This window comes from Pseudomonas sp. GNP013 (assembly GCF_054343995.1).
Genome location: NZ_JBTGUT010000001.1, coordinates 4,569,828 through 4,595,308, shown reverse-complemented (window position 1 = coordinate 4,595,308; position 25,481 = coordinate 4,569,828). Strand labels below are relative to the sequence as shown.

General features: G+C 62.9%; 21 protein-coding genes and 1 riboswitch. Of the genes, 14 read left to right on the top strand and 7 right to left on the bottom strand.

The window, feature by feature from the left end; translation table 11 throughout:
• Window positions 1-26: 26 nt before the first annotated feature.
• Together ACXX81_RS20280 and ACXX81_RS20275 are read left to right on the top strand one after the other, a co-directional pair.
• A complete protein-coding gene (locus tag ACXX81_RS20280) occupies window positions 27-1,175 on the top strand; it encodes a glycosyltransferase (protein ID WP_458572279.1) in 1,149 nt (382 codons plus the stop codon).
• Complete coding sequence (locus ACXX81_RS20275) at window positions 1,172-2,053, top strand: glycosyltransferase (RefSeq protein ID WP_458572278.1); 882 nt, start codon at window positions 1,172-1,174, stop codon at window positions 2,051-2,053. Before ACXX81_RS20280 ends, ACXX81_RS20275 begins: the two co-directional genes overlap by 4 nt.
• Here ACXX81_RS20275 and ACXX81_RS20270 read toward each other — a convergent pair.
• A complete protein-coding gene (locus ACXX81_RS20270; RefSeq protein WP_458572603.1) occupies window positions 2,050-3,900 on the bottom strand; it encodes an O-antigen ligase family protein in 1,851 nt (616 codons plus the stop codon). The genes ACXX81_RS20275 and ACXX81_RS20270 overlap by 4 nt on opposite strands.
• Before the next feature lie 157 nt (window positions 3,901-4,057).
• Between ACXX81_RS20270 and msbA the strand changes: the two genes are divergently transcribed.
• The 3 genes from msbA (at window position 4,058) to ACXX81_RS20255 (ending at window position 8,351) form a co-directional block, all read left to right on the top strand.
• Window positions 4,058-5,863: a lipid A export permease/ATP-binding protein MsbA gene (gene msbA / locus ACXX81_RS20265; RefSeq protein WP_209987811.1), complete on the top strand. Its 1,806-nt coding sequence runs from the start codon at window positions 4,058-4,060 to the stop codon at window positions 5,861-5,863.
• A gap of 141 nt (window positions 5,864-6,004) precedes the next feature.
• On the top strand, window positions 6,005-7,429 hold the full coding sequence (gene hldE, locus ACXX81_RS20260; protein ID WP_060548475.1) for a bifunctional D-glycero-beta-D-manno-heptose-7-phosphate kinase/D-glycero-beta-D-manno-heptose 1-phosphate adenylyltransferase HldE: 1,425 nt from the start codon (window positions 6,005-6,007) through the stop codon (window positions 7,427-7,429).
• Window positions 7,422-8,351 (top strand): NAD-dependent epimerase/dehydratase family protein, encoded by a 930-nt coding sequence (locus tag ACXX81_RS20255; protein WP_458572277.1) that lies wholly within the window; start codon window positions 7,422-7,424, stop codon window positions 8,349-8,351. The genes hldE and ACXX81_RS20255 overlap by 8 nt, the downstream gene beginning before the upstream one ends.
• Window positions 8,352-8,572: 221 nt before the next feature.
• Here the strand turns inward: ACXX81_RS20255 and ACXX81_RS20250 are convergent, their stop codons facing one another.
• From ACXX81_RS20250 to ACXX81_RS20235, 4 genes are read right to left on the bottom strand one after another with little or no spacing between them, the layout of a single operon-like run.
• Window positions 8,573-9,523 carry a metal ABC transporter ATPase gene (locus tag ACXX81_RS20250; RefSeq protein WP_458572276.1) on the bottom strand — a complete coding sequence of 317 codons (951 nt, stop codon included), beginning with the start codon at window positions 9,521-9,523 and terminating at the stop codon, window positions 8,573-8,575.
• A gap of 41 nt (window positions 9,524-9,564) precedes the next feature.
• Window positions 9,565-10,377 (bottom strand): aldo/keto reductase, encoded by an 813-nt coding sequence (locus ACXX81_RS20245; RefSeq protein WP_209987821.1) that lies wholly within the window; start codon window positions 10,375-10,377, stop codon window positions 9,565-9,567.
• The gene (locus tag ACXX81_RS20240) at window positions 10,374-11,549 is read right to left on the bottom strand and encodes an NAD(P)/FAD-dependent oxidoreductase (protein ID WP_458572275.1); all 1,176 of its coding nucleotides are present in this window, start codon (window positions 11,547-11,549) and stop codon (window positions 10,374-10,376) included. Before ACXX81_RS20240 ends, ACXX81_RS20245 begins: the two co-directional genes overlap by 4 nt.
• 55 nt (window positions 11,550-11,604) lie before the next feature.
• The gene (locus ACXX81_RS20235) at window positions 11,605-11,940 is read right to left on the bottom strand and encodes a DMT family transporter (protein WP_003188013.1); all 336 of its coding nucleotides are present in this window, start codon (window positions 11,938-11,940) and stop codon (window positions 11,605-11,607) included.
• Between the two features lie 80 nt (window positions 11,941-12,020).
• Here ACXX81_RS20235 and waaA point away from each other — a divergent pair, with 80 nt between their 5' ends.
• On the top strand, window positions 12,021-13,295 hold the full coding sequence (gene waaA / locus ACXX81_RS20230) for a lipid IV(A) 3-deoxy-D-manno-octulosonic acid transferase (RefSeq protein WP_209987828.1): 1,275 nt from the start codon (window positions 12,021-12,023) through the stop codon (window positions 13,293-13,295).
• Window positions 13,296-13,656: 361 nt separating this feature from the next.
• Here the strand turns inward: waaA and ACXX81_RS20225 are convergent, their stop codons facing one another.
• Window positions 13,657-15,096 carry a TolC family outer membrane protein gene (locus tag ACXX81_RS20225; protein ID WP_209987831.1) on the bottom strand — a complete coding sequence of 480 codons (1,440 nt, stop codon included), beginning with the start codon at window positions 15,094-15,096 and terminating at the stop codon, window positions 13,657-13,659.
• Between the two features lie 195 nt (window positions 15,097-15,291).
• A riboswitch (TPP riboswitch) is annotated at window positions 15,292-15,397 on the top strand.
• Window positions 15,398-15,545: 148 nt separating this feature from the next.
• On the opposite strand from ACXX81_RS20225, the gene thiC reads away from it, so the two are divergent.
• Both thiC and cytX read left to right on the top strand, forming a co-directional pair.
• Window positions 15,546-17,450 carry a phosphomethylpyrimidine synthase ThiC gene (thiC, locus tag ACXX81_RS20220; protein WP_458572274.1) on the top strand — a complete coding sequence of 635 codons (1,905 nt, stop codon included), beginning with the start codon at window positions 15,546-15,548 and terminating at the stop codon, window positions 17,448-17,450.
• Between the two features lie 139 nt (window positions 17,451-17,589).
• On the top strand, window positions 17,590-18,879 hold the full coding sequence (gene cytX / locus ACXX81_RS20215; RefSeq protein ID WP_458572273.1) for a putative hydroxymethylpyrimidine transporter CytX: 1,290 nt from the start codon (window positions 17,590-17,592) through the stop codon (window positions 18,877-18,879).
• Here the strand turns inward: cytX and ACXX81_RS20210 are convergent.
• Window positions 18,848-19,594 carry an RsiV family protein gene (locus ACXX81_RS20210; RefSeq protein ID WP_209987839.1) on the bottom strand — a complete coding sequence of 249 codons (747 nt, stop codon included), beginning with the start codon at window positions 19,592-19,594 and terminating at the stop codon, window positions 18,848-18,850. The two genes, cytX and ACXX81_RS20210, sit on opposite strands and share 32 nt — an antisense overlap.
• Before the next feature lie 193 nt (window positions 19,595-19,787).
• Between ACXX81_RS20210 and ACXX81_RS20205 the strand changes: the two genes are divergently transcribed.
• The 6 genes from ACXX81_RS20205 (at window position 19,788) to ACXX81_RS20180 (ending at window position 25,452) form a co-directional block, all read left to right on the top strand.
• On the top strand, window positions 19,788-20,405 hold the full coding sequence (locus tag ACXX81_RS20205) for an NUDIX domain-containing protein (RefSeq protein ID WP_003236285.1): 618 nt from the start codon (window positions 19,788-19,790) through the stop codon (window positions 20,403-20,405).
• Entirely contained in the window at window positions 20,396-20,845 is a 450-nt protein-coding gene (locus tag ACXX81_RS20200; protein WP_003171323.1) for a DUF1249 domain-containing protein, read from the top strand. Before ACXX81_RS20205 ends, ACXX81_RS20200 begins: the two co-directional genes overlap by 10 nt.
• A gap of 60 nt (window positions 20,846-20,905) precedes the next feature.
• On the top strand, window positions 20,906-21,718 hold the full coding sequence (gene cpdA / locus ACXX81_RS20195; protein ID WP_231422377.1) for a 3',5'-cyclic-AMP phosphodiesterase: 813 nt from the start codon (window positions 20,906-20,908) through the stop codon (window positions 21,716-21,718).
• 181 nt (window positions 21,719-21,899) lie between these two features.
• Window positions 21,900-22,508 (top strand): YqiA/YcfP family alpha/beta fold hydrolase, encoded by a 609-nt coding sequence (locus tag ACXX81_RS20190; RefSeq protein ID WP_458572272.1) that lies wholly within the window; start codon window positions 21,900-21,902, stop codon window positions 22,506-22,508.
• Window positions 22,509-22,552: 44 nt separating this feature from the next.
• On the top strand, window positions 22,553-24,457 hold the full coding sequence (gene parE / locus ACXX81_RS20185) for a DNA topoisomerase IV subunit B (protein ID WP_057010231.1): 1,905 nt from the start codon (window positions 22,553-22,555) through the stop codon (window positions 24,455-24,457).
• The gene (locus ACXX81_RS20180) at window positions 24,457-25,452 is read left to right on the top strand and encodes an esterase-like activity of phytase family protein (RefSeq protein ID WP_209987850.1); all 996 of its coding nucleotides are present in this window, start codon (window positions 24,457-24,459) and stop codon (window positions 25,450-25,452) included. The genes parE and ACXX81_RS20180 overlap by 1 nt, the downstream gene beginning before the upstream one ends.
• The last annotated feature ends 29 nt before the right edge of the window (window positions 25,453-25,481 follow it).

Here is a 25,481-nt window from a genome sequence, read left to right as displayed (position 1 = left end):
GCGGCCCGATTGCCCCATGGAGTGTTATGAAGCCTCGTTTCAAGGTTTTGCAATTACAGCCGGACTACAACGTCAAGCTCAACGATTTTGCCGACCTCGGTGAGCAAATCGTCAAGTCGTTGCCGCCTGAGCGTTTCGAGGTTACCTCGGCATTCCTCAGCGGGCACCCGCAACCGGGCCAGCCGTTGAGCGTCGCCGATCACTCCAAGTATTTTCAATTTCCCGAGAAAGCCCTGAAGGGCATTCGTCTGGGCGCGATGTGGCAAATCTACAAGTATTGCCGTGAGCAGCAGTTCGACGTGGTCATCTGCAACCGCTTCAAGTCGGTGAACATGATGCTGTCGCTCAATCGCTGGCTGAAGATCCCGTTGTGCATCGGCATTTCCCATGGCTTTGGCGAATATGAGCGTGCTTATCGCCGGCGCCAGACGCGCCGTCTGGTCAGCCCGGCGTGGCGGTTTGTCGGGGTTTCGGCGGCAGTGCGTGATTATCTGGTGGGCCTGGGCTGCGGCTTTACCCGCGAGAACACCACCTTCGTCACCAATGCCATCGACATTCCCCAGGCCGAAGCCTTGCAGTTGCCGCGCGAGCAGGCGCGCCAGGCGCTCGGGCTGGCGCCCGACGCGCGGATCATTGGCGCGTTGGGGCGACTGGTGCCGATCAAGGGTCATACGCACCTGTTGCAGGCGTTCGCACGGCTCAAGGACAAATACCCCGACGCGCAACTGGGCATCATTGGCTCCGGCCGCGCGGAAACTGACCTGCGCGCCGACATCGAACGCCTTGGGCTCACCGGCCGCGCGCACCTGCTGGGCTTTCGCGAGGACGGTCTCCAGTACGTGCGCGCCTTCGATATCTGGACCATGCCGTCGCTGCAGGAAGGCCTCGGCCTGGCGTTGCTCGAAGGCATGAGCGGGCACCTGCCGGTGATCGCCTCCAACGTCCCGGCCATGCTGCCGCTGGTGGAAGGGGCGGGTGGCCTGTTCCACGAGCCGGGCAATGTCGAGCAACTCAGCGCGGCCCTGGACACTTACCTGGCCATGAGTGACGAACAGCTGCGCGCCAAGGGCGAGCAGGTGTTTCGCTATCTCGAAGAGCATCACGCCCTGGCAGAATTCCAGCAGAAGTACCTGGACCTTATCGACACCGGTTTGAAACAAGTAGGTAGAGCATGACAACGCAACAACCCCTGGTCTCGGTGATTATCGCGTCCTACAACCACGGCCGGTACATCGAGCAGAGCATCCTCAGCGTGCTCGGTCAGACGTACCCGAATATCGAACTGCTGGTGGTGGATGACGGCTCCAGGGATGACAGCGTCGAGCGCATCCGGCGTCTGCAGGCCGAGCATGGCTTTGACTTCCAGGTGCAGCGGAACCAGGGCCTCACCGCGACCCTCAACGGTGCGATTGCGCGGGCCAAGGGCAGCCTGATCGCACCGTTCGGTTCCGACGACATCATGCTGGCGGACCGTATTGCCACCCAGGTGGCGTATATGGAAGACAAACCGAAGGTGGGCATCTGCGCCGGCAATATCGAGCTGATCGATGGCGACGGCAACCTGCACCCGGAGAAAAAACAGCGCCGCGACGTACCGTTTCGCAGCCTGGATTTCGATGACATGTTCATGGATCGCAAGCCGTTCCCGCCGGCGCCGACCATGCTGATTCGCCGGCATGTGCTGGAGGAGGTCGGTGGCTTCGACCCGCTGATCCCCCTGGAAGACTTGCTCATTCAGTTGAAAGTCACGGCAGCGGGCTACACCATCGACGCCCTTGGCGTGGTGATGGCGCAGTACCGCCAGCATGCGAGCAACACCTACAAGAACCATCGCTACATGATCGAGAACATCCTCAAGACCTATGCCCACTTCAGCCATCACCCGGCCTATGACGCGGTGCGCTACAACTTCCTGAACTCGATGTTCCTCAAGACCGCCGATCGTGACCGACCGCTGGCACGGGAGATTCTCAAGCAGATCCCGCTCAAATTCTGGGGGCGCAAGACCTTGCGTGGCCTGGTGCGGCTCTACCTGACGCCGCTGCGCTCCTAAGCGCTGGGCGCGGCCAGTACGTGCGCGCGGATCTTCGCCGTGGCGCCTGCGCTGGCAACGGTCGCGTAACCCTTGGTCAACTGTTCGAAGTGGGTATCGAACAGCCAGTTGCGATCCTGCGGATAGCGTTGCATATGGCGCAGGTTGCGTTGGCGCAAGGCGTTGCGCAGGGGCGACGGGAAGATGCGCAGGTCGGCAATGTCGATCAGGCCGAACTCGCCGTCGTCCATCAGCAGGACGTTACCCATGTGCAGCGAGCGGAAGTACACGCCGCGCTCATGCAACTGCGCCATGAACTGGCCAAAGCGTTCGATCAATGACTCGCGCAGGCTGCTGTCCAGGCTTTGCAGGGCCTGGCGCAGGGTCAGGCCGGGCAGTGGCGAATAGGTGACGGCGCTGCTGCCCTCTGCGAGGGCGTAGATCGCAAGTATCTGCGGCGTGGGAATGCCCAGGCTGCGCAGTTGTTCGGCGTTGCTGGCGAACCGCTCCGAGTAGGGGTTGAAGCTGCCCGAGGTGTACCAGCGGCGGGCGCGGAACACCTTGAGAAAGCGGCCGTCGACCAGGCGCAGGACTTTCGGGCCCAGGCCATCGGCTTCGATCACCTGGGCATCGCTGCACAGCGCTTCAAAAGCGGCAGGCTTGAGGCTTTGCACGGGCAGGCGCAGCAGGCTGTGGCGGCGTTTGGCAATGCTCAAACCGGCGATCAGCGCCAGCGGAATCCACAACAGGAACCAGTGCTCCTTGGGCCGCGACAGGATGCCGCCGCCTTCGGTCAGGCCCGCGCCGATGCCGTAGGCGAGCAGGGAGGAGGCGAGGATGAACAGCGGTTGCGCGCGCTCCTTGAAGCTTTTGTACAGGCCCCAGCCAAGCATGAATATCCACGGGATGAACCCGATGATGCCGACGTAATACAGCACGCCGAGGGCGAAGCTGTGCGGCTCGCGCAGCACGTAGCCGTCCGCCAGGGTCAGGTACAGCTCCGAATCGTAGCTGTGGCCGATCCACGGATGGGCTGCAATTCGCTCCAGCGACATGCTCCACAGTTCGAACCGAAATGAGCTGCCGCGTTGGGTGATGAGTTCCGGGTACACCAGCAGCAGCCCAATGGCACTCACCACCAGCGCCGCGATCAGCACGGCAGAGCGACGGTTGCGGCTGACAAAACTCATCCACAGGATGGCCAGGGTCATGGCGACCAGGGGTGTACGCGAACCGGTCGCCAGTACCGCCGCCGTCATCACTGTCAGGGCCGGCACGCTGAACCACAGCACATGGGCGCGCCGTGTGGTCATGCACACGTACAGCCAGTACACGCAGAAAAAACCGAATATGTGGGAGCTGAGCAGTGGGTTATCCAGGGCGCCACGGCCGCCGATCATGCGCATGCCGGGTTGGAAACCCTTAGCGAAAGCCACCAGGTTGAACACGCACACCACCATCGCGATCACCGCAGCGGCGAAGAAGATCGGCTTGAACAGGTCGTTGCGATAATGCAGCAGCAGCCCGCAGCCGCCGAACAGCATGAAGGTGTTCAGCGGGCGTTTGAACAGGTCGGTATCGATGCTCGGTTCGGGGCTCCACAGCAGGCTGGTCAGGGCCCAGGCGGCAAACACCAGAAAGGCGATCGCCAGCGGTTCGCGCAGCAGTTCCCGGAACTCCCTGGGGCGCTGGAACAGCATGAACAAGGTCGGCACAGTAAACAGGAGGTAGACGATTCGATGCAGCACATTACGATTGGAGACAAGGAACAGCGCACTCAGCAGCAGCAATAAGCCAATGGGTAAAATCCACATGACCAGAAAGTCGAAAACGCGATTTGAACCATAGTTGAGACGCTTGGAGTGCATACGCAAAAGCCATTCCAGAGAAAGAAAGCCGACCATCGTAAAGCAGGCGTTATTGGTTGTCGTCGGCAGCAAGCGCGGGCGCGCGGGTCATGCCGGGTGCAAGTACAACAGAGAAGCTGTGCTAAAGTCAGCCTCCTTTTTCAAAACGCCGCGTGTTATGACCGATTCCAGTCCGAGCGCAAGCCCTTCGAGCTTGAAAATATACTTCCGTCTACTCAGCTACGTCAGGCCCTACGCGGGGCTGTTTGCACTGAGTATCCTCGGATTTCTGATTTTCGCGTCGACCCAGCCGATGCTGGGGTACATCCTCAAGTACTTCGTCGACGGCCTGTCCAACCCCGAAGCGGTGCTGTTCCCCAGCGTGCCGTTCCTGCGCGACCTGCAGCTGCTGCAGGCCGTGCCGCTGCTGATCATCCTGATCGCGGCATGGCAGGGCCTGGGTTCGTTCCTGGGTAACTACCTGCTGGCCAAGGTGTCCCTGGGCCTGGTCCACGACCTGCGGGTGCAGCTGTTCAACAACCTGCTGACCCTGCCCAACCGTTATTTCGACAACCACAACTCGGGGCACCTGATTTCCCGCATCACCTTCAACGTGACCATGGTCACGGGGGCGGCCACCGATGCGATCAAGGTGGTGATCCGCGAAGGCATGACGGTGATCTTCCTGTTCGCCTCGCTGCTGTACATGAACTGGCGCCTGACGCTGGTGATGATCGCCATCCTGCCGCTGATCGCGGTGATGGTCAGCACGGCCAGCAAGAAATTTCGCAAGCAGAGCAAGAAAATCCAGGTGGCCATGGGCGACGTCACCCATGTGGCCTCGGAAACCATTCAGGGCTACCGCGTGGTGCGCAGCTTCGGCGGCGAGGTCTACGAGGAGAAGCGTTTCCTCAAGGCCAGCCAGAGCAATACCGACAAGCAGTTGCGCATGACCCGCACGGGCGCCATCTACACCCCGGCCCTGCAACTGGTGATCTACACCGCCATGGCCGTGCTGATGTTTCTGGTGCTGTACCTGCGTGGCGATGCATCGGCGGGTGACATGGTGGCCTACATCACCCTGGCCGGCCTGTTGCCCAAGCCGATTCGCCAACTGTCGGAAGTCAGCTCCACCATCCAGAAGGGTGTGGCGGGTGCCGAGAGCATTTTCGAGCAACTGGACGAAGACGTCGAAATCGACCACGGCACCATCGAGCGTGACAAGGTCAGCGGTCGTCTGGAAGTGCGCAACCTGAACTTCACCTACCCCGGCACCGAACGCCATGTGCTCAAGGACATCAGCTTTACCGCCGAGCCTGGGCAGATGATCGCCCTGGTGGGCCGTTCGGGCAGCGGCAAGTCGACCCTGGCCAGCCTGATCCCGCGTTTCTATCACCACGAAAGCGGCGAGATCCTGCTCGACGGCGTGGAGATCGAAGACTACAAGCTGCTCAACCTGCGCAAGCACATCGCGCAGGTCACCCAGCATGTGACCCTGTTCAGCGACACCGTGACCAACAACATTGCCTATGGCGACCTGGCCGGCGCGCCGAGGGCCGATGTCGAAGCGGCGGCGACCGATGCCAATGCCAAGGACTTCATCGACCAGTTGCCCAAGGGCTTCGACACCCAGGTCGGTGAAAACGGCGTGCTGCTGTCCGGCGGCCAACGCCAGCGCCTGGCGATTGCCCGGGCGCTGCTGAAGAATTCGCCGCTGCTGATTCTCGACGAGGCCACCTCGGCCCTCGACACCGAGTCCGAGCGCCACATTCAGGCGGCGCTGGACAAGGTCATGCAAGGCCGCACCACCCTGGTGATCGCGCACCGCCTGTCCACCATCGAGAAGGCCGACCTGATCCTGGTGATGGACGATGGCCGTATTGTCGAGCGTGGTACCCACGGCGAGCTGCTGGCGCAGAACGGTTACTACGCCCGCCTGCATGCCATGGGCCTGGATGCCCCGGTGTCGGCCGACATCACCTGATTCGATGGGGGCACACAGGGCGTCTGTGTGAGGCTTGTTGTGGGAGGGGGCCTGCTCCCACATTTGCTTGCGGTGCTCCACAAGCCTTCTATAACCCTGTGCTAATATCGCGCCCCTGTTCATTTTGTAGTGGGTTGCTCCATGAAGTTGTCCATGCCGCGATTCGATCAAGCCCCAGTCTTGGTAGTCGGCGATGTCATGCTCGACCGTTACTGGCATGGCGGAACCTCACGGATTTCCCCTGAGGCGCCAGTGCCGGTCGTCAAGGTCGAGCAAATCGAAGACCGTCCGGGCGGCGCTGCCAACGTTGCCCTCAATATTGCCGCCCTCGGCGCCCCGGCCTCCCTGGTAGGCGTGACCGGCGACGATGAAGCCGCCGACAGCCTGGCCAACAGCCTGCGCGGTGCCGGAGTGCGTGCGCTGTTCCAGCGGATTGCCCATCAGCCGACCACCGTCAAGCTGCGCGTGATGAGCCGTCACCAGCAATTGCTGCGTATCGATTTCGAAGAACCCTTCGCCACCGACGCCCTGGCCCTGAGCGGTCAGGTCGAGGCGCTGCTCGAAGGCATCAAGGTGCTGGTGCTTTCCGACTACGGCAAAGGCGCGTTGCAGAACCATCAGATGCTGATCCAGGCCGCCAAGGCCAGGGGTATCCCGGTGTTGGCCGATCCCAAGGGCAAGGACTTCTCGATCTATCGAGGCGCCAGCCTGATCACGCCGAACCTCAGCGAGTTCGAAGCCATCGTTGGCGGATGCGTCGACGAACACGACCTGGTGACCAAAGGCGCAGCGCTGATGGCCGACCTCGACCTGGGTGCCTTGCTGGTGACCCGTGGCGAGCACGGCATGACCCTGCTGCGCCCCCACCATCCGGCCATGCACTTGCCGGCGCGGGCCCGTGAGGTCTTCGACGTCACCGGCGCGGGCGACACCGTGATTTCCACCCTGGCGGCCTCCATTGCCGCCGGCGAAGAACTGCCCCACGCGGTGGCCCTGGCCAATCTGGCGGCCGGCATCGTCGTCGGCAAACTGGGTACCGCAGCGATCAGCGCACCTGAGCTGCGCCGTGCGATCCAGCGCTCCGAAGGCTCCGAGCGTGGCGTGCTGACCATCGAACAATTGCTGCTGGCCATCGACGATGCGCGCGCGCACAACGAAAGCATTGTGTTCACCAACGGCTGTTTCGACATTTTGCATGCCGGTCACGTGACCTACCTCGAGCAGGCGCGCGCCCAGGGCGATCGTCTGATCGTCGCGGTGAACGACGATGCCTCGGTCAGCCGTCTCAAAGGGCCGGGCCGACCGATCAATAGCGTCGACCGACGCATGGCCGTACTGGCCGGGCTGGGCGCGGTGGACTGGGTGATCAGCTTCTCCGAAGGCACACCGGAAAACCTGCTGGCGCAGGTCAAGCCGGACGTGCTGGTCAAGGGCGGCGACTATTCGGTCGATCAGGTCGTGGGCGCCGATATCGTCAGTGCCTATGGTGGCAAGGTCAAAGTGCTGGGCCTGGTCGAGAACAGCTCGACCACCGCCATTGTCGAGAAGATCCGCAGCCATGAGTGACGCGTGCGTACTGATTACCGGGGGCGCGGGTTTTATTGGCTCGCACCTGGTCGATGCGTTGCTCGCCAAGGGTTACTCGGTGCGGGTGCTGGATGACCTGTCCACCGGTAAGCGCAGTAATCTGCCGCTGGACAACCCACGGGTGCAACTGCTGGAAGGCGATGTGGCCGATGCCAAACAGGTGGCCCAGGCCGCCGTTGGCGTGAGCGCCGTGGTGCACCTGGCCGCGGTGGCCTCGGTGCAGGCTTCGGTGGACGACCCGGTGGGCACGCACCAGAGCAATTTCGTCGGCACGCTGAATCTCTGCGAAGCCATGCGCAAGGCCGGGGTGAAGCGCGTGGTGTTTGCCTCCAGCGCGGCGGTGTACGGCAACAATGGCGAGGGTGCTTCGATTGACGAAGAGACCACCAAGGCGCCGCTGACGCCCTATGCCTCGGACAAGCTGGCCGGTGAACATTACTTTGACTTTTACCGCCGCCAGCATGGCCTGGAGCCGGTGATCTTCCGCTTCTTCAATGTCTTCGGGCCGCGCCAGGATCCGTCATCGCCGTACTCCGGGGTGATCAGCATCTTCAGCGAACGCGTGCAAACGGGCGCACCGATTGCCGTGTTTGGCGATGGCGAGCAAACCCGCGACTTCATGTACGTGGAAGACCTGGTGGATGTGCTGGTGCAGGCCATCGAAGCGCCGCAAGCGCCGTTGGGTGCGATCAATGTGGGGTGGAACCGCACCACCACGCTCAAGCAGGTATTGCAGGCGCTTGAGCAAGTGGTGGGCACGTTGCCAACAGTCACCTACGGCCCGGCGCGCTCCGGGGACATTCGCCATTCGCGAGCCAATAACCAACGGTTGCTGGCCAGCTTCAAGCTGCCCGAACCGACCCCGCTCAAGGTGGGCCTGGAGCGCTTGCTCAACGTCTGACCGCAATCCCTGTGGCCAGCGGGCTTGTTGTGGCGAGCGGGCTTGCCCCGCGTTGGGGTGCGAAGCGCCCCCAATCCAGCAAAACGCGGAGTACCTGATACGGCTCAGCGCCTGGTTTTGGGGCTGCTGCGCAGCCCAACGCAGGACAAGCCTGCTCGCCACAGAGGCTTCAGTTTGCTGGGCGAGAGTGCCAAGTCGAAGAACTGGCGGGGGCTTCCACCTTATTTTTTCTTCGGCACCATCTTGCGCAGCACGCGCTTGGCCAGGCGTTTGAGTTTGGATTCCTTTTCCGGCTCTGCCAGGCCTTGCTGGCGCAGCCAGTCCTTCCAGCGAATCCGCTCGTCGCGTACCAGCCAGCCGTCCTGCTGGGCGAAGCTTTCCGCCAGGTACAGGCCCCGCGTGCTGGCCGGGTACAACTGGTCTTTCTTCAACGTATAGAGCTCGGCCAATGGCTGGCCGTCCTTGAGCGGCATCAGGTACAGATCCGGGCGCTGGCGGTCCAGGCGCGCGACCAGTTGATCGCCTTCCAGCCGCTCATCCACATGGAACAGGCTCAGGGACTTGGCCTCCCTGGGCACTTCCAGGCGCAGGTCGTAGATCAATTGCAGCGAGGCCGTGGGCAAGTGCACATAGGCCCGGGGGCGCTCGATCAACTGCATGGTCGCGCAGCGCACCGGACGGGCCGCGCCGGACAGCGGGCTCAAGCGAAACGGCAGCGCTTCGCGGTAGTGCAGGGCGGCGGAGTAGGGCGCCGGCAGCCAGGTGTCGTTGAAGCGTCCGCCAAGCCAGCCTTCCGGGGTTTCCAGCAGGCATTCCTCGGCGATTTCATGGATGGCGGTGTGCAGCGGCAGGTTCAGTTCGTGGGCGGGCACGTAGCCGGAGATCAGCTTGAGCACCACATCGCCACGGTCCTGGCGACGCTGGCGCACGAGCACCCAGTAGTCCTTGTTTTGCCAGTGCAACGTCAGGCGTACCGACACGCCCAGATTGGCCAGCTCCAGGGCGAAACGCTCGGGGTCGGCCACCTCCACCGGCTTGCGCCGTTGCAGGGTCTGCGCAAAGTTGAGCGGCATGCCGACGCTCTGGTAGCTCAGGCCTTCGGGGCTGGCTTCGACGTGCAGGGGCAGGGTCTTGAAGTTACTCGGGTTTTTTCTTATGAGCGTTCGCGGCATGTCGGCTCCTTCTTGCGACGGGGTCGGCCGCGTCGGCGGCATCAGAGTTGACGAATGACCTGGGCAGCGGTCGCCACGTTATGGGCCAGGTGCAGCGGATTAATGGTCCCGACAATAGCACTGGCGACGCCCGTTTGCGCAAACAACAACATGAAACTGGCACGAATTGGATCCATTCCAGGGTCAAGGCACACATGGCCGCTGGCCAGGGCTTTTTTCACCAGAATGCCCTTGCCGTGGGCCGCCGCATAATCAATGACGGCTTTCTCCGATTGTTCGTTCAGATTGTAAGTGACCATCGCGCAGTCCCCCTGTTCAAGGGCCCTGATGCCACCTTCGACGGTTTTGCCGGAGAAGCCGAAACCGCGAATCTTGCCCTCTTTTTTCAGCGCGGCCAGGGCCTCATACACTTCGCAGTCGTTGAGAATGTGCAAGTCATTGCCGTCGGAATGCACCAACACCAGGTCGATAAAATCCGTTTCAAGGCGTTTCAAACTGCGCTCGATGGACAGCCGTGTGTGGGCGGCGCTGAAGTCGTGGCGGGAGACGCCGTTCTCGAACTCTTCGCCAACCTTGCTCACGATCACCCAGTCCTTGCGCTGATCACGCAGCAGCGGCCCCAGGCGCTCCTCGCTCAAGCCATAGGCCGGCGCGGTGTCGATCAGGTTAATGCCCAACTGGCGCGCCTGGCGCAACAACATCCGCGCCTCCTCGTCATTGGGAATCTGGAAGCCGTTGGGGTACTTCACGCCCTGGTCGCGGCCGAGTTTGACGGTGCCTAGGCCCAGCGGTGAGACCAGCAGGCCGGTGCTGCCGAGGGGGCGGTGCAGGTCGTGCAGGGTTGGCAGGCTCATGGCAACAGTTGCTCCCAGGCGGGTACGCCGATGGCGGGTTTTGGCAGGGCGGGCAGCGGCTCGCCGCCGGCAGGGCGGATGCCGTCACGTTCGAGGCTGTTGATTACGCGATCGGCAAAGTCCGGTGCCAGCGCCAGTTTGGTCGGCCAGCCCACCAGCAGCCGACCCTCTTCGGCGAGGAAGGCATTGTCGGGGCGCACCAGGCCGGACTGCAGCGGTTCGGCGCGGTCGACGCGCAGGGTGGCCCACCGGGTCTGGCTCATGTCGATCCACGGCAGCAGTTGCGCCAGCTCTTTTTGCGCGGTGGCGATCTGTTCCTGTGGGGTGCGCGTCACGCCGTCGGCCTCGGCGATGTCGCCGCCCATGTACCACACCCAATTGCCATCGGCGGCCGGGTGGGTGGTGATGGTGATGCGCGGCTTGGTGCCGCCGCCCAGGCAGTGGGCGTACAGCGGCTTGAGGCCGGGGCCCTTGGCGATGATCATGTGCAGCGGGCGTTTTTGCATGGCCGGTGTGCTCAGGCCCAGGGCCTTCAGCAGCTCAGCGGTACCGCCGCCGGCGCTCAATACGATGCGCTGGGCGCGGATCTCACGGCCATCCACCGTCAGACCCACCAGCGTATTGCCCTCGCGCAGAGGCTCGATCCGTTGCCCGGCGAGCAGCCCGTCACCGGCCAGTTGCGCCAGGCGTTCGATCAGGCTGGGCACGTCGACGACCAGTTCCGCCAGGCGATAGACCCTGCCCTTGAAGCGGCGGTCCTGCAGGGCTGGCGGCAGCTCGTTGCCCTTGACCTGATCGACCCGGCCGCGCACGGCCTTGCTGGCGAAAAAGCTCGTGAGGTTGCCGGCCAGGGTGCCGGGAGACCACAGGTAGTGGGCCTCGGACAGCAGGCGCACGCCGGACAAATCCAGCTCGCCGCTGCCGGCCAGGGCTTCGCGCCAGCGGCGTGGCATATCGGCAATCGCCTCGGAGGCGCCGGTCAGCGCGCCGTGCAGCGCATATTTCGCACCACCGTGAATGATCCCCTGGGATTTCACACTCTGCCCGCCGCCCAGGGTGGCGCTTTCCACCACCACCGTGGAAAAGCCCTGGCGGCGCAGGCGCGCATTCAGCCAGAGGCCGGCAACCCCGGCGCCGACAATCAGGACGTCGGTGGAAATATCGGATGGCATGGGCGACCTCAGTGTTCAAGACAAGGGGCGCAGTATACAGGCTGTAGCGTGGCGGTCAGTGCCCGGCGGTTTTCGAGAACAGCTGGATCACTACCACGCCCAGCACAATCAAGCCCATCCCCAGCATCGCCGGTACATCGAGTTTCTGCCCGTAGATGAACAACGCCGCGATACTCACCATCACAATGCCCATCCCGGCCCACACGGCATACGCCACGCCCACCGGCACCGTGCGTACCACCAGGGTCAGCATCCAGAACGCCACGCCATACCCCACGATCACCAGCAGCAGGGGGATCGGCGTACTCCAGCCCTTGATGGCTTTCATGGACACGGTGGCGATCACTTCCGAGCAGATGGCGATGGCCAGGTAGTAGTAGGCGGCATTCATGGGGAGTCCTCGGCTTGCGGCGGTATCAGGATGGGCATTCTATAGGCTCACTATTGAAAAAGCCGATAAACTCCGCCGCCATGAATAGAACTCTCTACAGCTGTCTGTTTTACCTGGCGCTGCCGTTGGTGGCTTTACGTCTGTGGCTGCGTGCACGCAAGGCTCCGGCCTATGCAAAGCGCGTGGGCGAGCGGTTTTCCCTTGGCTTGCCGGCGATGCAGCCCGGCGGGATCTGGGTGCATGCGGTGTCGGTGGGTGAAAGCATTGCCGCCGCGCCGATGGTGCGTGGGCTGCTGGAGCGTTATCCGCAGTTGCCGATCACGGTCACCTGCATGACACCGACCGGTTCCGAGCGTATCCAGGCGCTGTTCGCCAACGAGCCGCGCATCCAGCATTGCTACCTGCCCTATGACGTGCCGTGCGCGGCAAAGCGCTTTCTTGATCGCGTGCAGCCCAGGCTTGCGGTCATTATGGAAACCGAATTGTGGCCCAACCATATCCACGCCTGCGCTCGGCGCGGCATTCCGGTGGCGTTGGCCAATGCGCGATTGTCGGCGCGCTCGGCCAAGGGCTACGCGCGGTTTGCCAAGCTCACCGCGCCGATGCTGTCAGAGATGAGCCTGTTGGCCGTGCAGACGCAAACCGAAGCCGAGCGCTTCCGAAGCCTCGGCGCGCGAGCGGACACGGTGGAGGTGACCGGCTCGATCAAGTTCGACCTGACCATCGACCCGCAATTACCGGTACGCGCCGCGGCCCTGCGTGAGCAATGGGGCGCCACCCAGCGCCCGGTATGGATCGCCGCCAGCACCCACGAAGGCGAGGATGCGGTGGTGCTCGCGGCTCATCGTCAACTGCTCGACAGCTATCCCAATGCGCTGTTGATTCTGGTGCCGCGCCATCAGGAACGCTTCGGTCCGATGTTCGAGCTGTGCGAGCAACAGGGCTTTGCCACGGTGCGCCGTTCCAGCGGCGAACCCGTCACGGCGCAAACCGCCGTGTTGCTTGGCGATACCATGGGCGAGTTGCTGTTTCTGTATGCATTGGCCGACAGCGCCTTTGTCGGCGGCAGCCTGGTAGCGACCGGTGGGCATAACCCGCTCGAGCCGGCGGCGTTGGGGTTGCCGGTGATCATGGGGCCGCACCTGTTCAACTTTCTGGAGATCACCGCAATGATGCGCGAGGCCGGGGCGTTGCGTGAGGTGGATGATGCTGACGGATTGGCTGAGGCGGTACGCCAGCTGTTCGAACTGCCGCAGGATGCCCGCCGCATGGCGCAGGCGGGGCTTGAAGTGATGCAGGCCAATCAGGGCGCGTTGCAGCGGTTGCTGGACGGCCTTGGCCGACTGATCAACTGACACAGCACCGATAAAACTGTGGCAGGGGGCTCGCTCGCGAATGCGATTTTTCGGTGTACATATCCGTTTCTGCGGTAACGGCGACTTAGGGTTCCGCCCTTACGGCGGCTCACTTTTGGAAAGACCCAAAAGTAAGCAAAAGGTCTTTGCCCTGCGTTCGGCCAGCGTGTTTGACGGGGCGCCTCAGATCAAAAGCAAAAGCGCGGCGGCCTTATAGCCGATCGGTGTAGGGAGTGCGAACGCGGTTAAATGTGGGAGCTGGCTTTGGGGCTGCTGCGCAGCCCAACGCAGGACAAGCCTGCTCGCCACAGGGAATCTGCGCTTAGCTGAACGGCATTGGGGCAAGCCCCCTCTCACATGTTCAGTTACCGGGCCGGGCCTTGAGCTGTTCGGCGGCGGCTTTAGCGAGGTCCGGTGGCAGGAAATCGCGGTCCGGGTTGTAGTCGGCCTTGAGGTAGCGCGTCAGCTCCTGCAGGTCACCCGGGTTCAAGGTGCCCGCTGCCTGCTTCAGGCGCAGGTTGTCGAGAATGTAGTCATAGCGGCTGTTGTTGTAGTTGCGCACCGACGCATAGAGCTGGCGCTGCGAGTCCAGCACGTCGACGATGTTGCGCGTCCCCACCTGGTAACCGATTTCCGTGGCCTCCACCGCGCTCTGGTTGGAGATGATCGACTGGCGGCGCGCCTGCACCTGTTCCACATCGGTGTTCACCGCGCGGTGCAGGTTGCGTGTGTTTTCCACCACCTGGCGGCGCAGGCCCTCGCGCTGTTGCTCGGACTGGTCCAGGCGCGAATAGGATTCGCGCACCTGCGAGCTGGTAAGGCCGCCGCTGTAGAGCGGAATGTTCAGGCGCAGGCCGACGGTGCGTTGGGACACATCGCCGCCGTAAGGAATCGGCAATTGGTTCGGATTGCCGAAGCCCAACGCGTCGTTGTCTCCCTTTTCGTACTGCGCCACCGCGTCGAGCGTGGGCAAGTGGCCGGCCTTACGCTGGCGCAGGGTTTCTTCGGCGGCAGTGACGGCGTAGTTGCTGGCCAGCAGGTTGAGGTTCTGACGGCCGGCAGTTTCGACCCAGGCCTTGGCGTCGTTCGGCATCGGCGGCAGCACCGGCAGGCTGTGGACGATGCCCTGGATTGCGTTGTACTGGCGGTTGGTCAGGGTGATCAGCGCTTCGAAGGCGTCGTCGACCTGGCGCTGGGCGAGGATGCGGTTGGCGCGGGCCGTGTCGTAGCTGGCCTGGGATTGCAGCACGTCGGTCTTGTCCGACAGGCCCACGTCGAAGCGTTCGTTGGACTGGTCCAGCTGACGCCTGAAGGCGTTTTCTTCGGCCTTGGTCGAGGCCAGGTTGTCCTGGGCGCGCAGCACCGCAAAGTAGCTTTCGGCACTTTGCAGGATCAGGTTCTGCTCGGTCGCCGAGAGTTGCAGCGAGGCCTGCTCGTTGACCGCATGGGCGGCCTGCAGCTGGAACCAGCGGTCGGCGCGAAACAGTGGCTGGCTCAGGGTCGCGCGCCAGGAGTGGGCGTCGCGGTTGACGGTGGCCGCCGGCTGGTCGAGCTGGGTGCGCACATTATTGCTGTCGGCACCGGCCGAGAGGTTGGGCAGCAAGCCGGCGCGGGCTTGGGGCACCACTTCCTTTTGCGCGCCATATTGGGCGCGGGCGGCGGCCAGGTCGGCGTTGTTGTTCACCGCCTCCTGGTAGACGCTGACCAGATCGGTATTGACGGACAAGGGCGCTTCAGCTGCCCAGACCCATCCATTGGTCGCACAAGACACGGCAAGGGCCAGTGAGAGTTTGCGCAGCATGAGGCGATCCCTGAATAAATATTACGCTGATAATTAATCGCCCAAGGCTACGGTGGCGCTTGTAGAGCGTCAAGCCTTGAGGCCGCTCTGGAGTGTAGTGGCGCGATCTCGGCACAACAATCCTGCAATCACGCCATTCATCACGCTTGATCCACCGTTATTGGCAATTTGCCCACGCCATGGTCTAGACTGGCCGCGTTCTTGTCGGGGTGCCTTGTTGGAAGGCTGAGATCGGTAAATACCGGATCCCGTTGAACCTGATCAGGTTAACGCCTGCGTAGGGAACAAGATTTCTCGTCACCCGGCGAGTCCTCTTGTGCTTCGTCCGGGATGCTGTTCGACCATCGAACGCCCTCGTGCACAAAGCACAGCACTGCTATCAGTGCGTCCATCCGTCCCAGGTTCGCTCCGACAACAATCCACCGCCTGGATAAGTTGGAGAGCCTGTGATGAGCACTGAACTAAAAAGCCAAAAATCAAAAAATACTGTGCACCTGAGTGAATCGGCCAAGGTCGACTCCGGCTCCGTGCAGCCGTTTACCCGCTCGCAGAAGATCTACGTGCAGGGCTCGCGCCCCGATATCCGCGTGCCCATGCGCCAGATCAGCCTGGACGTGACGCCCACCGAATTCGGCGGCGAAATCAACGCGCCGGTGGTGGTCTACGACACGTCCGGCCCTTACACCGACCCCACTGTCATTATCGACGTGCGCAAAGGCCTGGCCGATGTGCGCTCGCCGTGGATCGAAGAACGCGGCGACACCGAGCGCCTGAGTTGCCTGAGCTCCCGCTACGGCCAGGAGCGCCTGGATAACCCGGAGCTCGCCTACCTGCGCTTCGCCCACCTGCAGAACCCGCGCCGCGCCAAGGCCGGCGCCAACGTCAGCCAGATGCACTACGCGCGCAAGGGCATCATCACGCCGGAGATGGAATACGTCGCCATCCGCGAAAACATGAAGCTCGAAGAAGCCCGCGCCGCCGGCCTGCTCAAGCAGCAGCACGCCGGGCACAGCTTTGGCGCGAGCATTCCGAAGATCATTACCCCTGAGTTCGTGCGCGAGGAAATCGCCCGCGGCCGCGCGATCATCCCGGCCAACATCAACCACACCGAGCTGGAGCCGATGATTATCGGTCGTAACTTCCTGGTGAAGATCAACGGCAATATCGGCAACAGCGCCCTCGGCTCGTCCATCGAGGAAGAAGTGGCGAAGATGACCTGGGGCATTCGCTGGGGCTCGGACAACATCATGGATTTGTCCACCGGCAAGCATATTCACGAAACCCGCGAGTGGATCATCCGCAACTCGCCGGTGCCGATTGGCACTGTGCCGATCTATCAGGCCCTGGAAAAAGTCGACGGCATGGCCGAGGAGCTCACCTGGGAGCTGTTCCGCGACACCCTGATCGAACAGGCCGAGCAAGGCGTCGACTACTTCACCATCCACGCCGGTGTGCTGCTGCGCTACGTGCCGCTGACCGCCAACCGGGTTACCGGCATCGTCAGCCGGGGCGGGGCGATCATGGCCAAGTGGTGCCTGGCGCACCACAAGGAAAACTTCGCCTACACGCACTTCGAAGAAATCTGCGAAATCATGAAGGCCTACGACGTCAGTTTCTCCCTGGGTGACGGCCTGCGCCCGGGCTCGGTGGCCGATGCCAACGACGCCGCGCAATTCGGCGAGCTGGAAACTCTCGGCGAGCTGACCAAGATCGCCTGGAAGCACGACGTGCAAACCATGATCGAAGGCCCCGGTCACGTGCCGATGCAGTTGATCAAGGAGAACATGGACAAACAGCTCGAGTGCTGCGACGAGGCGCCGTTCTACACCCTCGGCCCGCTGACGACCGACATTGCGCCGGGCTACGACCACATCACCTCCGGCATCGGCGCGGCGATGATCGGCTGGTTCGGCTGCGCGATGCTCTGCTACGTCACGCCCAAGGAACACCTGGGCTTGCCGAACAAGGATGACGTGAAAACCGGGATCATTACCTACAAGATCGCGGCGCATGCGGCGGATTTGGCCAAGGGCCATCCGGGCGCGCAGATTCGCGACAACGCCTTGAGCAAGGCGCGCTTCGAGTTCCGCTGGGAAGACCAGTTCAACCTCGGCCTGGACCCGGACACCGCGCGGGCCTTCCATGACGAGACCTTGCCCAAGGAGTCGGCCAAGGTCGCGCATTTCTGCTCGATGTGCGGGCCGAAGTTCTGCTCGATGAAGGTGACCCACGAAGTGCGCGAGTACGCGGCCAACCAGCGCATTGAAGCGGTGGATGTGGACGTGGCCAGAGGCTTGGCGGAGCAGGCGGAGCGGTTCAAGCAGGAAGGCAGTCAGCTGTATAAAAAGGTCTGATTCGGGATTTTAGTGATCTGTACCGGCCTCATCGGGAGCAAGCCCCCTCCCACAGTTGAAATGCATGCCAACTGTGGGAGGGGGCTTGCTCCCGATAACCCTCTTGAACACAACAAGTGCCTCTCAGAGACAATCTCCCTTGAACATTCAACCCAGCACCTATTCCCCCGACATCGCCGTGCCCGCCGACAAACGCGTCTTCGGCGCCCGCGACCTGTTCTCCCTGTGGTTCTCCCTCGGCATCGGCTTGATGGTCCTGCAGACCGGCGCGTTATTGGCGCCTGGCCTCGGTCTGGCGGGATCACTGCTGGCGATCTTCCTCGGCACCCTGGTCGGCGTGTTGCTGCTGGCTGCCGTCGGCGTGATCGGCAGCGACACCGGCCTGTCCGCCATGGCCGCGCTCAAACTCAGCCTCGGCAGCCGAGGCGCGAGCCTGCCGGCGCTGCTCAACCTGTTGCAGTTGATTGGCTGGGGCTCGTTCGAAATCATCGTGATGCGCGACGCCGCCAGCCTGCTGGGCACGCGGGCGTTCAGCGACGGCAGTGTGTTCGCCAGCCCGCTGCTGTGGACCCTGTTCTTCGGCGGCCTGGCGACGCTGCTGGCGGTGAGCGGCCCGCTGACCTTCGTGCGGCAGGTGCTGCGCAAGTGGGGCATCTGGCTGTTGCTCGCCGCCTGCCTGTGGCTGACCTGGAACCTGTTCGCCAGGGCCGACCTTGCCGCGCTCTGGACTCGGCCCGGTGATGGTTCGCTGCCGTTTGCGGTGGGCTTTGATATCGCCATTGCCATGCCGTTGTCGTGGCTGCCGTTGATTGCCGATTACTCACGCTTCGGCAAACGCGCGAAAAGCGTGTTCGGTGGTACGGCGGTGGGGTTCTTTATCGGGAATGTCTGGCTGATGAGCCTGGGCGTGGCCTACACCCTGGCGTTTGCGCCGAGCGGTGAGGTCAATGCATTGCTGTTGGCGTTGGCCGGAGCGGGTCTTGGCATTCCGCTGCTGCTGATCCTGTTGGACGAGTCGGAAAACGCGTTCGCCGATATTCACTCGGCGGCGGTGTCCAGCGCGATGCTGGTGCGTTTGAAGGTCGAGCACCTGGCGCCGGCTATTGGGGTGGTCTGCACCTTGATTGCCTGCGTTGCGCCGTTGGCCCAGTACCAGAACTTCCTGCTGCTGATCGGTTCGGTGTTTGCGCCGCTGTTTGGCGTGGTGCTGGTGGATCACTTCATCCTGCGCCGTCGCGGCCAGGGAGCGGTCGTTGGGCTGCGTTGGCCGGCATTAGTGGCCTGGCTGGGGGGCATTGCCACTTACCACTTGCTGGCCAACCTGTATCCGGACATCGGCGCAACCCTGCCGGCGCTGGTGCTGGCAGGGATGTTGCAATTTGTCCTGGTTCGAGCCTTCAGCGGCGTGCGGGCACCAGCTCAGGCTTGAGGATGCCTTCCAGGCGCGAGTAGGGGATCTGCAACTCGACGTGGCCCAGGGCGTACGGCGCGATGGTGCTGGTGGGGTACTTGAGGATCACACCGCCATAGGTCAGCGCCACGTTCGGGGTTTTCTGGAAAGGGTATTTCTTCACGAACTCCGGCTCCAGGCTCAGGCGCGTGCTGATCAGCCAGCTGTTGTGCGCCACCTGGGCGGCTTTCCAGAAGGCCTCTTCCTTGCCGGGCAACAGCATATCGGTGAGCGAGAGGGCCTTTTGCTGCTGGCGCGAATAGTTGATGAAGGCACGGCCGGGTTCGCCGTGGGTGGCGCCCTGGTCCAGGTAGCTGGACAGTTCGATGATCACCAAGCCGTCATGCTGCTCGCGTACCTTGGCCTGCAAGTACATGCTGTTGCGTGGGGCGGCGGTCTTCAGGAATTGTTCGCGGTAGGTGTCCAGGCTGGTCGGCAGCGGGTCGCTGGCGTTGGTTTGAGTCATTTCCAGCAGGCGCTGTTCGATCAGCGCGTCCAGCTTGGGCTCTTTGGCAAAATGCACGGTGTCGATATTCACCAGCGGGCAATCGGCGCTGGTGCAACCCGGCTTGCTTTGCTCGCTGGTGTCGCGGGTGGCTTCCAGAGGTGTGTGCCACGCGGGCTGAAACAGGCTCTGGCAGGCGCCGAGGGTCAATGCGATACACGCCACGGAGGCGATTTTCAAGAGCGACATGTAAGGTCTTCTTCCGTCGATAAGAGCGAAATTCGTGGAGCTTCGACTACCGGCAAGGCAGTCAGTTCGCCACTAAGCTGATTAGAGTGAGTTTGACGCCAGCCGTCTATCCCGGCAACTGGAAAGGGGCTGCATCCGAGGGCAGGAGCGCGTTAGGATGGCGCCCATTGCGCAGGCTTATCGAGGATGGGACATGACGGACATTGCGAAATCGACGCCGAGCACAATCGAAATCGTTCAGCGCGACAATGCCTATAAAGGCTTCTACAAGCTCGACCGCGTGCAACTGCGCCACGAAAAATTCGATGGCGGCATGAGCCGAGTGATCAACCGCGAAGTGTTCGTGCGTCACGATGCTGTCTGCGTGCTGCCCTACGACCCGCAACGCGATGAAGTGGTGCTGATCGAGCAGTTTCGCGTCGGCGCCATGGGGCGTACCGATAACCCGTGGCTGGTGGAAATGGTTGCCGGGCTGATCGACAAGGACGAAGAACCGGAGGAGGTTGCACACCGCGAAGCCGAGGAGGAAGCTGGGCTGACGTTCTCCGCGCTGTGGCCGATCACCAAGTATTTCCCGTCGCCCGGTGGCAGTACCGAATTTGTGCACCTGTTCCTGGGTCGTTGCGACAGCGCGGGAGCCGGTGGCGTCCATGGACTGGAAGAAGAGGCAGAAGATATCCGCGTCACGGTGTGGGCATTCGAAGACGCCCTGCAAGCCGTGCGCGACGGCAGAATTTCCAACGCAGCCAGCATTATCGCCCTGCAGTGGCTCGCGCTGAACCGCGCGGAAGTGAGGGGGTTATGGCAGTAAAGGCACGGGAACGCTATCGCGTTGATCTGATCGGGTTGCAGGCGGCCTGCGAGGCCAACTATGCGCGGCTGATGCGCCTGCTTCCCGATATGCGCCACGCCCCCGAGGCGCGGCGCATCGGGGTGACCCATGGCGACCAGATGCTCGGCGTGCTGGCCCTGGAAGTCATCGTCAACTGCCCCTACACCACCACCTTGCGTGTGCGCCAGGAGCACAGCCTGCCGTGGCTGCCGGTGCCGCAGCTGGAGGTGCAGGTGTACCACGATGCGCGCATGGCCGAGGTGATCAGCGCCGAACATGCGCGGCGTTTTCGCAGCATCTATCCCTACCCGAATGTGTTCATGCACCAGCCCGATGAGAAAGCACAGCTCAATGTGTTCCTCGGCGAGTGGTTGAGCCATTGCCTGGCCCTGGGCCATGAGTTCGAAGTGGTGCGCTAGACCCCCGCTTCAGCATAATCGCCACACCTATCCATGACTGTGATCGCCAGGGAGAGCGCCTTGCCCCGCGTACCCACTGTGAACCCTGACGCTGCCTTGCTGGTGCAGCTGTCCGACAGCCATCTGTTTGCCGAGAGCGATGGCACGCTGCTGGGCTTGAATACCCGTGACAGCCTGCATCGGGTGATCGCGCTCGTGCGCGAGCGGCAGCCCTGTGTCGATCTGGTGTTGGCCACGGGAGATTTGTCCCAGGACGGCACGCTGGCGTCGTATCAGCAATTTCGCGCTATGACCGCGCCGCTTGGCGCACCGACGCGCTGGATTCCAGGAAACCACGACGAACCACAGTTCATGACCCAGGCCGCCGTGAACAGTGACCTGCTGGAACCGGTGGTCGATGTCGGCAACTGGCGCATTACCCTGCTCGATTCCGCCGTGCCCGGCTCGGTGCCGGGCTACCTGGAGAACCAGCAACTGCAACTGCTGGCCCAGGCCTTGAGCGAAGCGCCTGATCAACATCACCTGGTGTGTTTTCACCATCATCCGGTGCCCATTGGCTGCGCGTGGATGGAGCCCATTGGTTTGCGCAATCCGGAAGCGCTGTTTGCCGTGCTCGACCGCTTCCCCCAGGTGAGGGCGGTGCTGTGGGGGCATGTGCATCAGGAGATCGATCAAGTGCGCAACGGCGTGCGGCTCCTGGCATCGCCGTCCACCTGCATCCAGTTCACGCCGGGCAGCGAGGATTTTGCGGTCAGCGAACAGGCACCGGGTTATCGCTGGCTGTGCCTGCATGCCGACGGGCGGTTGGAGACCGGGGTGGAGCGTGTCACAGACTTTGCGTTTACTGTCGATTACGGCAGCAACGGTTATTAAAAGCTGCAAACACCAAACACATTGGGGGGAGGGGGCTTGCTCCCGATAGCGCTGTATCAGTCGGCACCTGTACGCCCTGATGCAACGCCATCGGGAGCAAGCCCCCTCCCACATTCGATCCTCGTTTGCCCATATTCCCTGTAAACTGCGCCTCTTTGGCTGAGTCACGGAGAGCCCCGGCATGTCCGCTTCGATCTTGTATATCCACGGTTTCAACAGCGCGCCGGTGTCCAACAAGGCCAGCCAGCTGAAAACCGTGATGGACAGCCTCGGCCTGACCGATCAGTTGCGGGTGCCGGCCCTGCATCACCACCCGCGCAAGGCGATTCCTCAATTGGAGGAGGCCATTGCCCAACTGGGGCGGCCACTGCTGGTCGGCAGCTCACTCGGCGGCTACTATGCAACCCATCTTGCCGAACGCCATGGCCTCAAGGCGCTGCTGGTCAACCCGGCGGTCAGCCCCCATCGGATGTTCGACGGTTACCTGGGCACCCAGAAGAACCTCTATACCGATGAAACCTGGGAGCTGACCCACGACCACGTCACGGCGCTGGCCGAACTGGAAGTGCCGGCGCCCCAGGAGGCTGCGCGTTATCAGGTGTGGTTGCAGACCGGGGATGAAACCCTGGATTATCGCCTCGCCCAGCAGTACTACCGGGCCTGCGCCCTGCGCATCCAGGCCGGCGGCGACCATGGTTACCAGGGCTTCGCCCGACAATTGCCGGCCTTGCTCAGCTTTGCCGGCATCGGTGCAGATCAGTATCAATCCTTAGATTTCAGCGCATTGTGAAATCCCAGGGTACTTTTTAATCGCAAGACTCTAGACGAGACCCCATGGCCACTCCCAGCGCTAGCTCTTATAACGCAGACGCCATCGAAGTCCTCTCGGGCCTCGACCCGGTGCGCAAACGCCCCGGCATGTACACCGACACCAGTCGGCCGAACCACCTCGCCCAGGAAGTCATCGACAACAGCGTCGACGAAGCCTTGGCCGGGCACGCCAAGTCGGTGCACGTGATTCTCCACGCCGACCACTCCCTGGAAGTGTCCGACGACGGTCGTGGCATGCCGGTGGACATTCACCCCGAAGAGGGCGTGTCGGGCGTCGAGCTGATCCTCACCAAGCTGCACGCCGGTGGCAAGTTCTCCAACAAGAACTACCAGTTCTCCGGTGGCCTGCACGGCGTGGGTATTTCGGTGGTCAACGCCCTGTCCACGCAGGTCAGGGTCAAGGTCAAGCGCGACGGCAACGAGTACGAAATGACCTTTGCCGATGGCTACAAAGCCACCGAGTTGCAAGTGGTCGGCACCGTCGGCAAGCGCAACACCGGCACCAGCGTGTACTTCGCGCCGGACCCGAAATACTTCGATTCGCCGAAATTCTCCATCAGCCGCCTCAAACACGTGCTCAAGGCCAAGGCCGTGCTGTGCCCGGGCCTGCTGGTCATTTTTGAAGACAAAGGCACCGGCGAGAAGGTCGAATGGCATTACGAAGACGGCCTGCGTTCCTACCTGGAAGATTCCGTCAGCGACTTCGAGCGCCTGCCCAACGAGCCGTTCTGCGGCAGCCTGGCGGGTAATAAGGAAGCGGTCGACTGGGCGCTGCTGTGGCTGCCCGAAGGCGGCGACAGCGTGCAGGAAAGCTACGTCAACCTGATCCCCACGGCCCAGGGCGGCACCCACGTCAACGGGTTGCGCCAGGGTCTGCTCGATGCCATGCGCGAATTCTGCGAGTACCGCAGCCTGCTGCCGCGCGGTGTGAAGCTGGCGCCGGAAGACGTGTGGGAGCGCATCGCGTTCGTGCTGTCGATGAAAATGCAGGAACCGCAGTTTTCCGGGCAGACCAAAGAGCGCCTGTCGTCCCGTGAAGCGGCGGCGTTTGTTTCCGGTGTGGTCAAGGACGCCTTCAGCCTGTGGCTCAACGCACACCCGGAGCTGGGCCTGGCCCTCGCGGAACTGGCGATCAACAACGCCGGCCGTCGCCTCAAGGCCAGCAAGAAAGTCGAGCGCAAGCGCATTACCCAGGGCCCGGCACTGCCCGGCAAGCTGGCCGACTGCGCCGGGCAGGACCCGATGCGCTCCGAGCTGTTTCTGGTGGAGGGTGACTCCGCCGGCGGTTCGGCCAAGCAGGCGCGGGACAAGGAATTCCAGGCGATCCTGCCGTTGCGCGGCAAGATCCTCAACACCTGGGAAGTCGATGGCAGCGAAGTGCTCGCCAGCCAGGAAGTGCACAACATCGCTGTGGCCATCGGCGTCGATCCGGGCGCGGCGGACATGAGCCAGCTGCGCTACGGCAAGATCTGCATCCTCGCCGACGCCGACTCCGATGGCCTGCACATCGCCACCCTGCTATGCGCGCTGTTCGTGCAGCACTTCCGCCCGCTGGTGGATGCCGGTCACGTGTACGTCGCCATGCCGCCGTTGTACCGCATCGACCTGGGCAAGGAAATTTTCTACGCACTGGACGAAGCCGAGCGCGACGGCATCCTCGACCGCCTGGTGGCCGAGAAGAAGCGCGGCAAGCCACAGGTCACGCGATTCAAGGGCCTGGGCGAAATGAACCCGCCGCAACTGCGCGAAACCACCATGGACCCCAACACCCGGCGTCTGGTGCAGTTGACCCTGGAAGACTTCGCCGGCACGTCGGAAATGATGGACATGTTGCTGGCAAAAAAACGCGCTCCGGATCGCAAAGCCTGGCTGGAATCCAAGGGCAACCTGGCCGAGGTGCTGGGCTGATGCGCACAGGCATCGCCCTGGCGATCCTGATGGTGAGCGGGCTAGCCGCCAGCGAAGCACTGGCCGCCCCCGTGGCTGAGCTCAAACTGGTGTCCGAGCACGCCGTGGACGGCATGCGCGGCGGTAACCTGTCGGGCCTGGCGCTGTGCGGCAAGGATTTATGGACGGTGTCCGACCGCGACGACGAGCAGATCTATCGCCTGGATATCAGCGCGCCCGTGTGGCAGGCCGAAACGGTAAAGATCGAGGTGCCGCCGGTGCCCGAGTCCGGTTTGCCCTGGGGCTTGCGCTCGCGCACCACGGCGGCGTCGTTCATTCGCGGCGGCGACCTGGATTTTGAAGGCATCAGCTGTGATGCCGCAGGTAACCGCTACATCGTCAGCGAAGCCCATGCGGCGGTGCTGCAGGTGCCGGTGGAAGGTGCGCCGCAATGGCTGCAGATCGCCCCGCGCATGGTGCGCGAAGCGCGGGCCAGCGGCATGTTGCTGCACTTCAATGCGCTGTTTGAAGGCCTGGCGGTGAACCCCGAGGGCAACCAGATCTGGCTCGCCGCCGAGCGTGAGCGGCGCGGGCTGATGTCCATCAAGCGCCCGCATAGCCTGTGGGACTGTGACGGCGCCTGCGTGTTGCTCAGCGAAGCCGGCCAGGAAGTGCAGCCGGCCCAGTTCACCAACGCGAAGGCGGTGTCCAGGGATTTTGCCGACCTGGCGCTGTTCAAGGGCAAGCTGTTCACCCTTGAGCGCAATGCGTTCCAGATCTGCCGGCGTGACGCGGTTACGGCCAAGGTCGAGCTGTGCTGGTCGTTTGCCGACGAAACCCTCAAGCCCGAGCGGCGCTACGCCCAGCCCTATGGCCTGGCCGAAGCCCTGGTAATTGACGAAGACGGTGCCTGGTTGGGCATCGACAACAACTTCGGCCCGCGCGCCGATGGTGAAAAACGCCCGGTGGTCTACCGTTTTGCCGCCCCGGCCGGTGGCTGGAGTGCCCAGCCATGAACCACCAAACACTTGAATTGACCCGGCGC

What these genes read in the sequence shown, in the direction of transcription:
- ACXX81_RS20280 (WP_458572279.1), top strand. Translation starts at nt 27, where the DNA reads ATGAAGCCTCGTTTCAAGGTTTTGCAATTACAGCCGGACTACAACGTC.
- ACXX81_RS20275 (WP_458572278.1), top strand. Translation starts at nt 1,172, where the DNA reads ATGACAACGCAACAACCCCTGGTCTCGGTGATTATCGCGTCCTACAAC.
- ACXX81_RS20270 (WP_458572603.1), bottom strand. Translation starts at nt 3,900, where the DNA reads ATGCACTCCAAGCGTCTCAACTATGGTTCAAATCGCGTTTTCGACTTT.
- msbA (WP_209987811.1), top strand. Translation starts at nt 4,058, where the DNA reads ATGACCGATTCCAGTCCGAGCGCAAGCCCTTCGAGCTTGAAAATATAC.
- hldE (WP_060548475.1), top strand. Translation starts at nt 6,005, where the DNA reads ATGAAGTTGTCCATGCCGCGATTCGATCAAGCCCCAGTCTTGGTAGTC.
- ACXX81_RS20255 (WP_458572277.1), top strand. Translation starts at nt 7,422, where the DNA reads ATGAGTGACGCGTGCGTACTGATTACCGGGGGCGCGGGTTTTATTGGC.
- ACXX81_RS20250 (WP_458572276.1), bottom strand. Translation starts at nt 9,523, where the DNA reads ATGCCGCGAACGCTCATAAGAAAAAACCCGAGTAACTTCAAGACCCTG.
- ACXX81_RS20245 (WP_209987821.1), bottom strand. Translation starts at nt 10,377, where the DNA reads ATGAGCCTGCCAACCCTGCACGACCTGCACCGCCCCCTCGGCAGCACC.
- ACXX81_RS20240 (WP_458572275.1), bottom strand. Translation starts at nt 11,549, where the DNA reads ATGCCATCCGATATTTCCACCGACGTCCTGATTGTCGGCGCCGGGGTT.
- ACXX81_RS20235 (WP_003188013.1), bottom strand. Translation starts at nt 11,940, where the DNA reads ATGAATGCCGCCTACTACTACCTGGCCATCGCCATCTGCTCGGAAGTG.
- waaA (WP_209987828.1), top strand. Translation starts at nt 12,021, where the DNA reads ATGAATAGAACTCTCTACAGCTGTCTGTTTTACCTGGCGCTGCCGTTG.
- ACXX81_RS20225 (WP_209987831.1), bottom strand. Translation starts at nt 15,096, where the DNA reads ATGCTGCGCAAACTCTCACTGGCCCTTGCCGTGTCTTGTGCGACCAAT.
- thiC (WP_458572274.1), top strand. Translation starts at nt 15,546, where the DNA reads ATGAGCACTGAACTAAAAAGCCAAAAATCAAAAAATACTGTGCACCTG.
- ACXX81_RS20210 (WP_209987839.1), bottom strand. Translation starts at nt 19,594, where the DNA reads ATGTCGCTCTTGAAAATCGCCTCCGTGGCGTGTATCGCATTGACCCTC.
- ACXX81_RS20205 (WP_003236285.1), top strand. Translation starts at nt 19,788, where the DNA reads ATGACGGACATTGCGAAATCGACGCCGAGCACAATCGAAATCGTTCAG.
- ACXX81_RS20200 (WP_003171323.1), top strand. Translation starts at nt 20,396, where the DNA reads ATGGCAGTAAAGGCACGGGAACGCTATCGCGTTGATCTGATCGGGTTG.
- ACXX81_RS20190 (WP_458572272.1), top strand. Translation starts at nt 21,900, where the DNA reads ATGTCCGCTTCGATCTTGTATATCCACGGTTTCAACAGCGCGCCGGTG.
- parE (WP_057010231.1), top strand. Translation starts at nt 22,553, where the DNA reads ATGGCCACTCCCAGCGCTAGCTCTTATAACGCAGACGCCATCGAAGTC.
- ACXX81_RS20180 (WP_209987850.1), top strand. Translation starts at nt 24,457, where the DNA reads ATGCGCACAGGCATCGCCCTGGCGATCCTGATGGTGAGCGGGCTAGCC.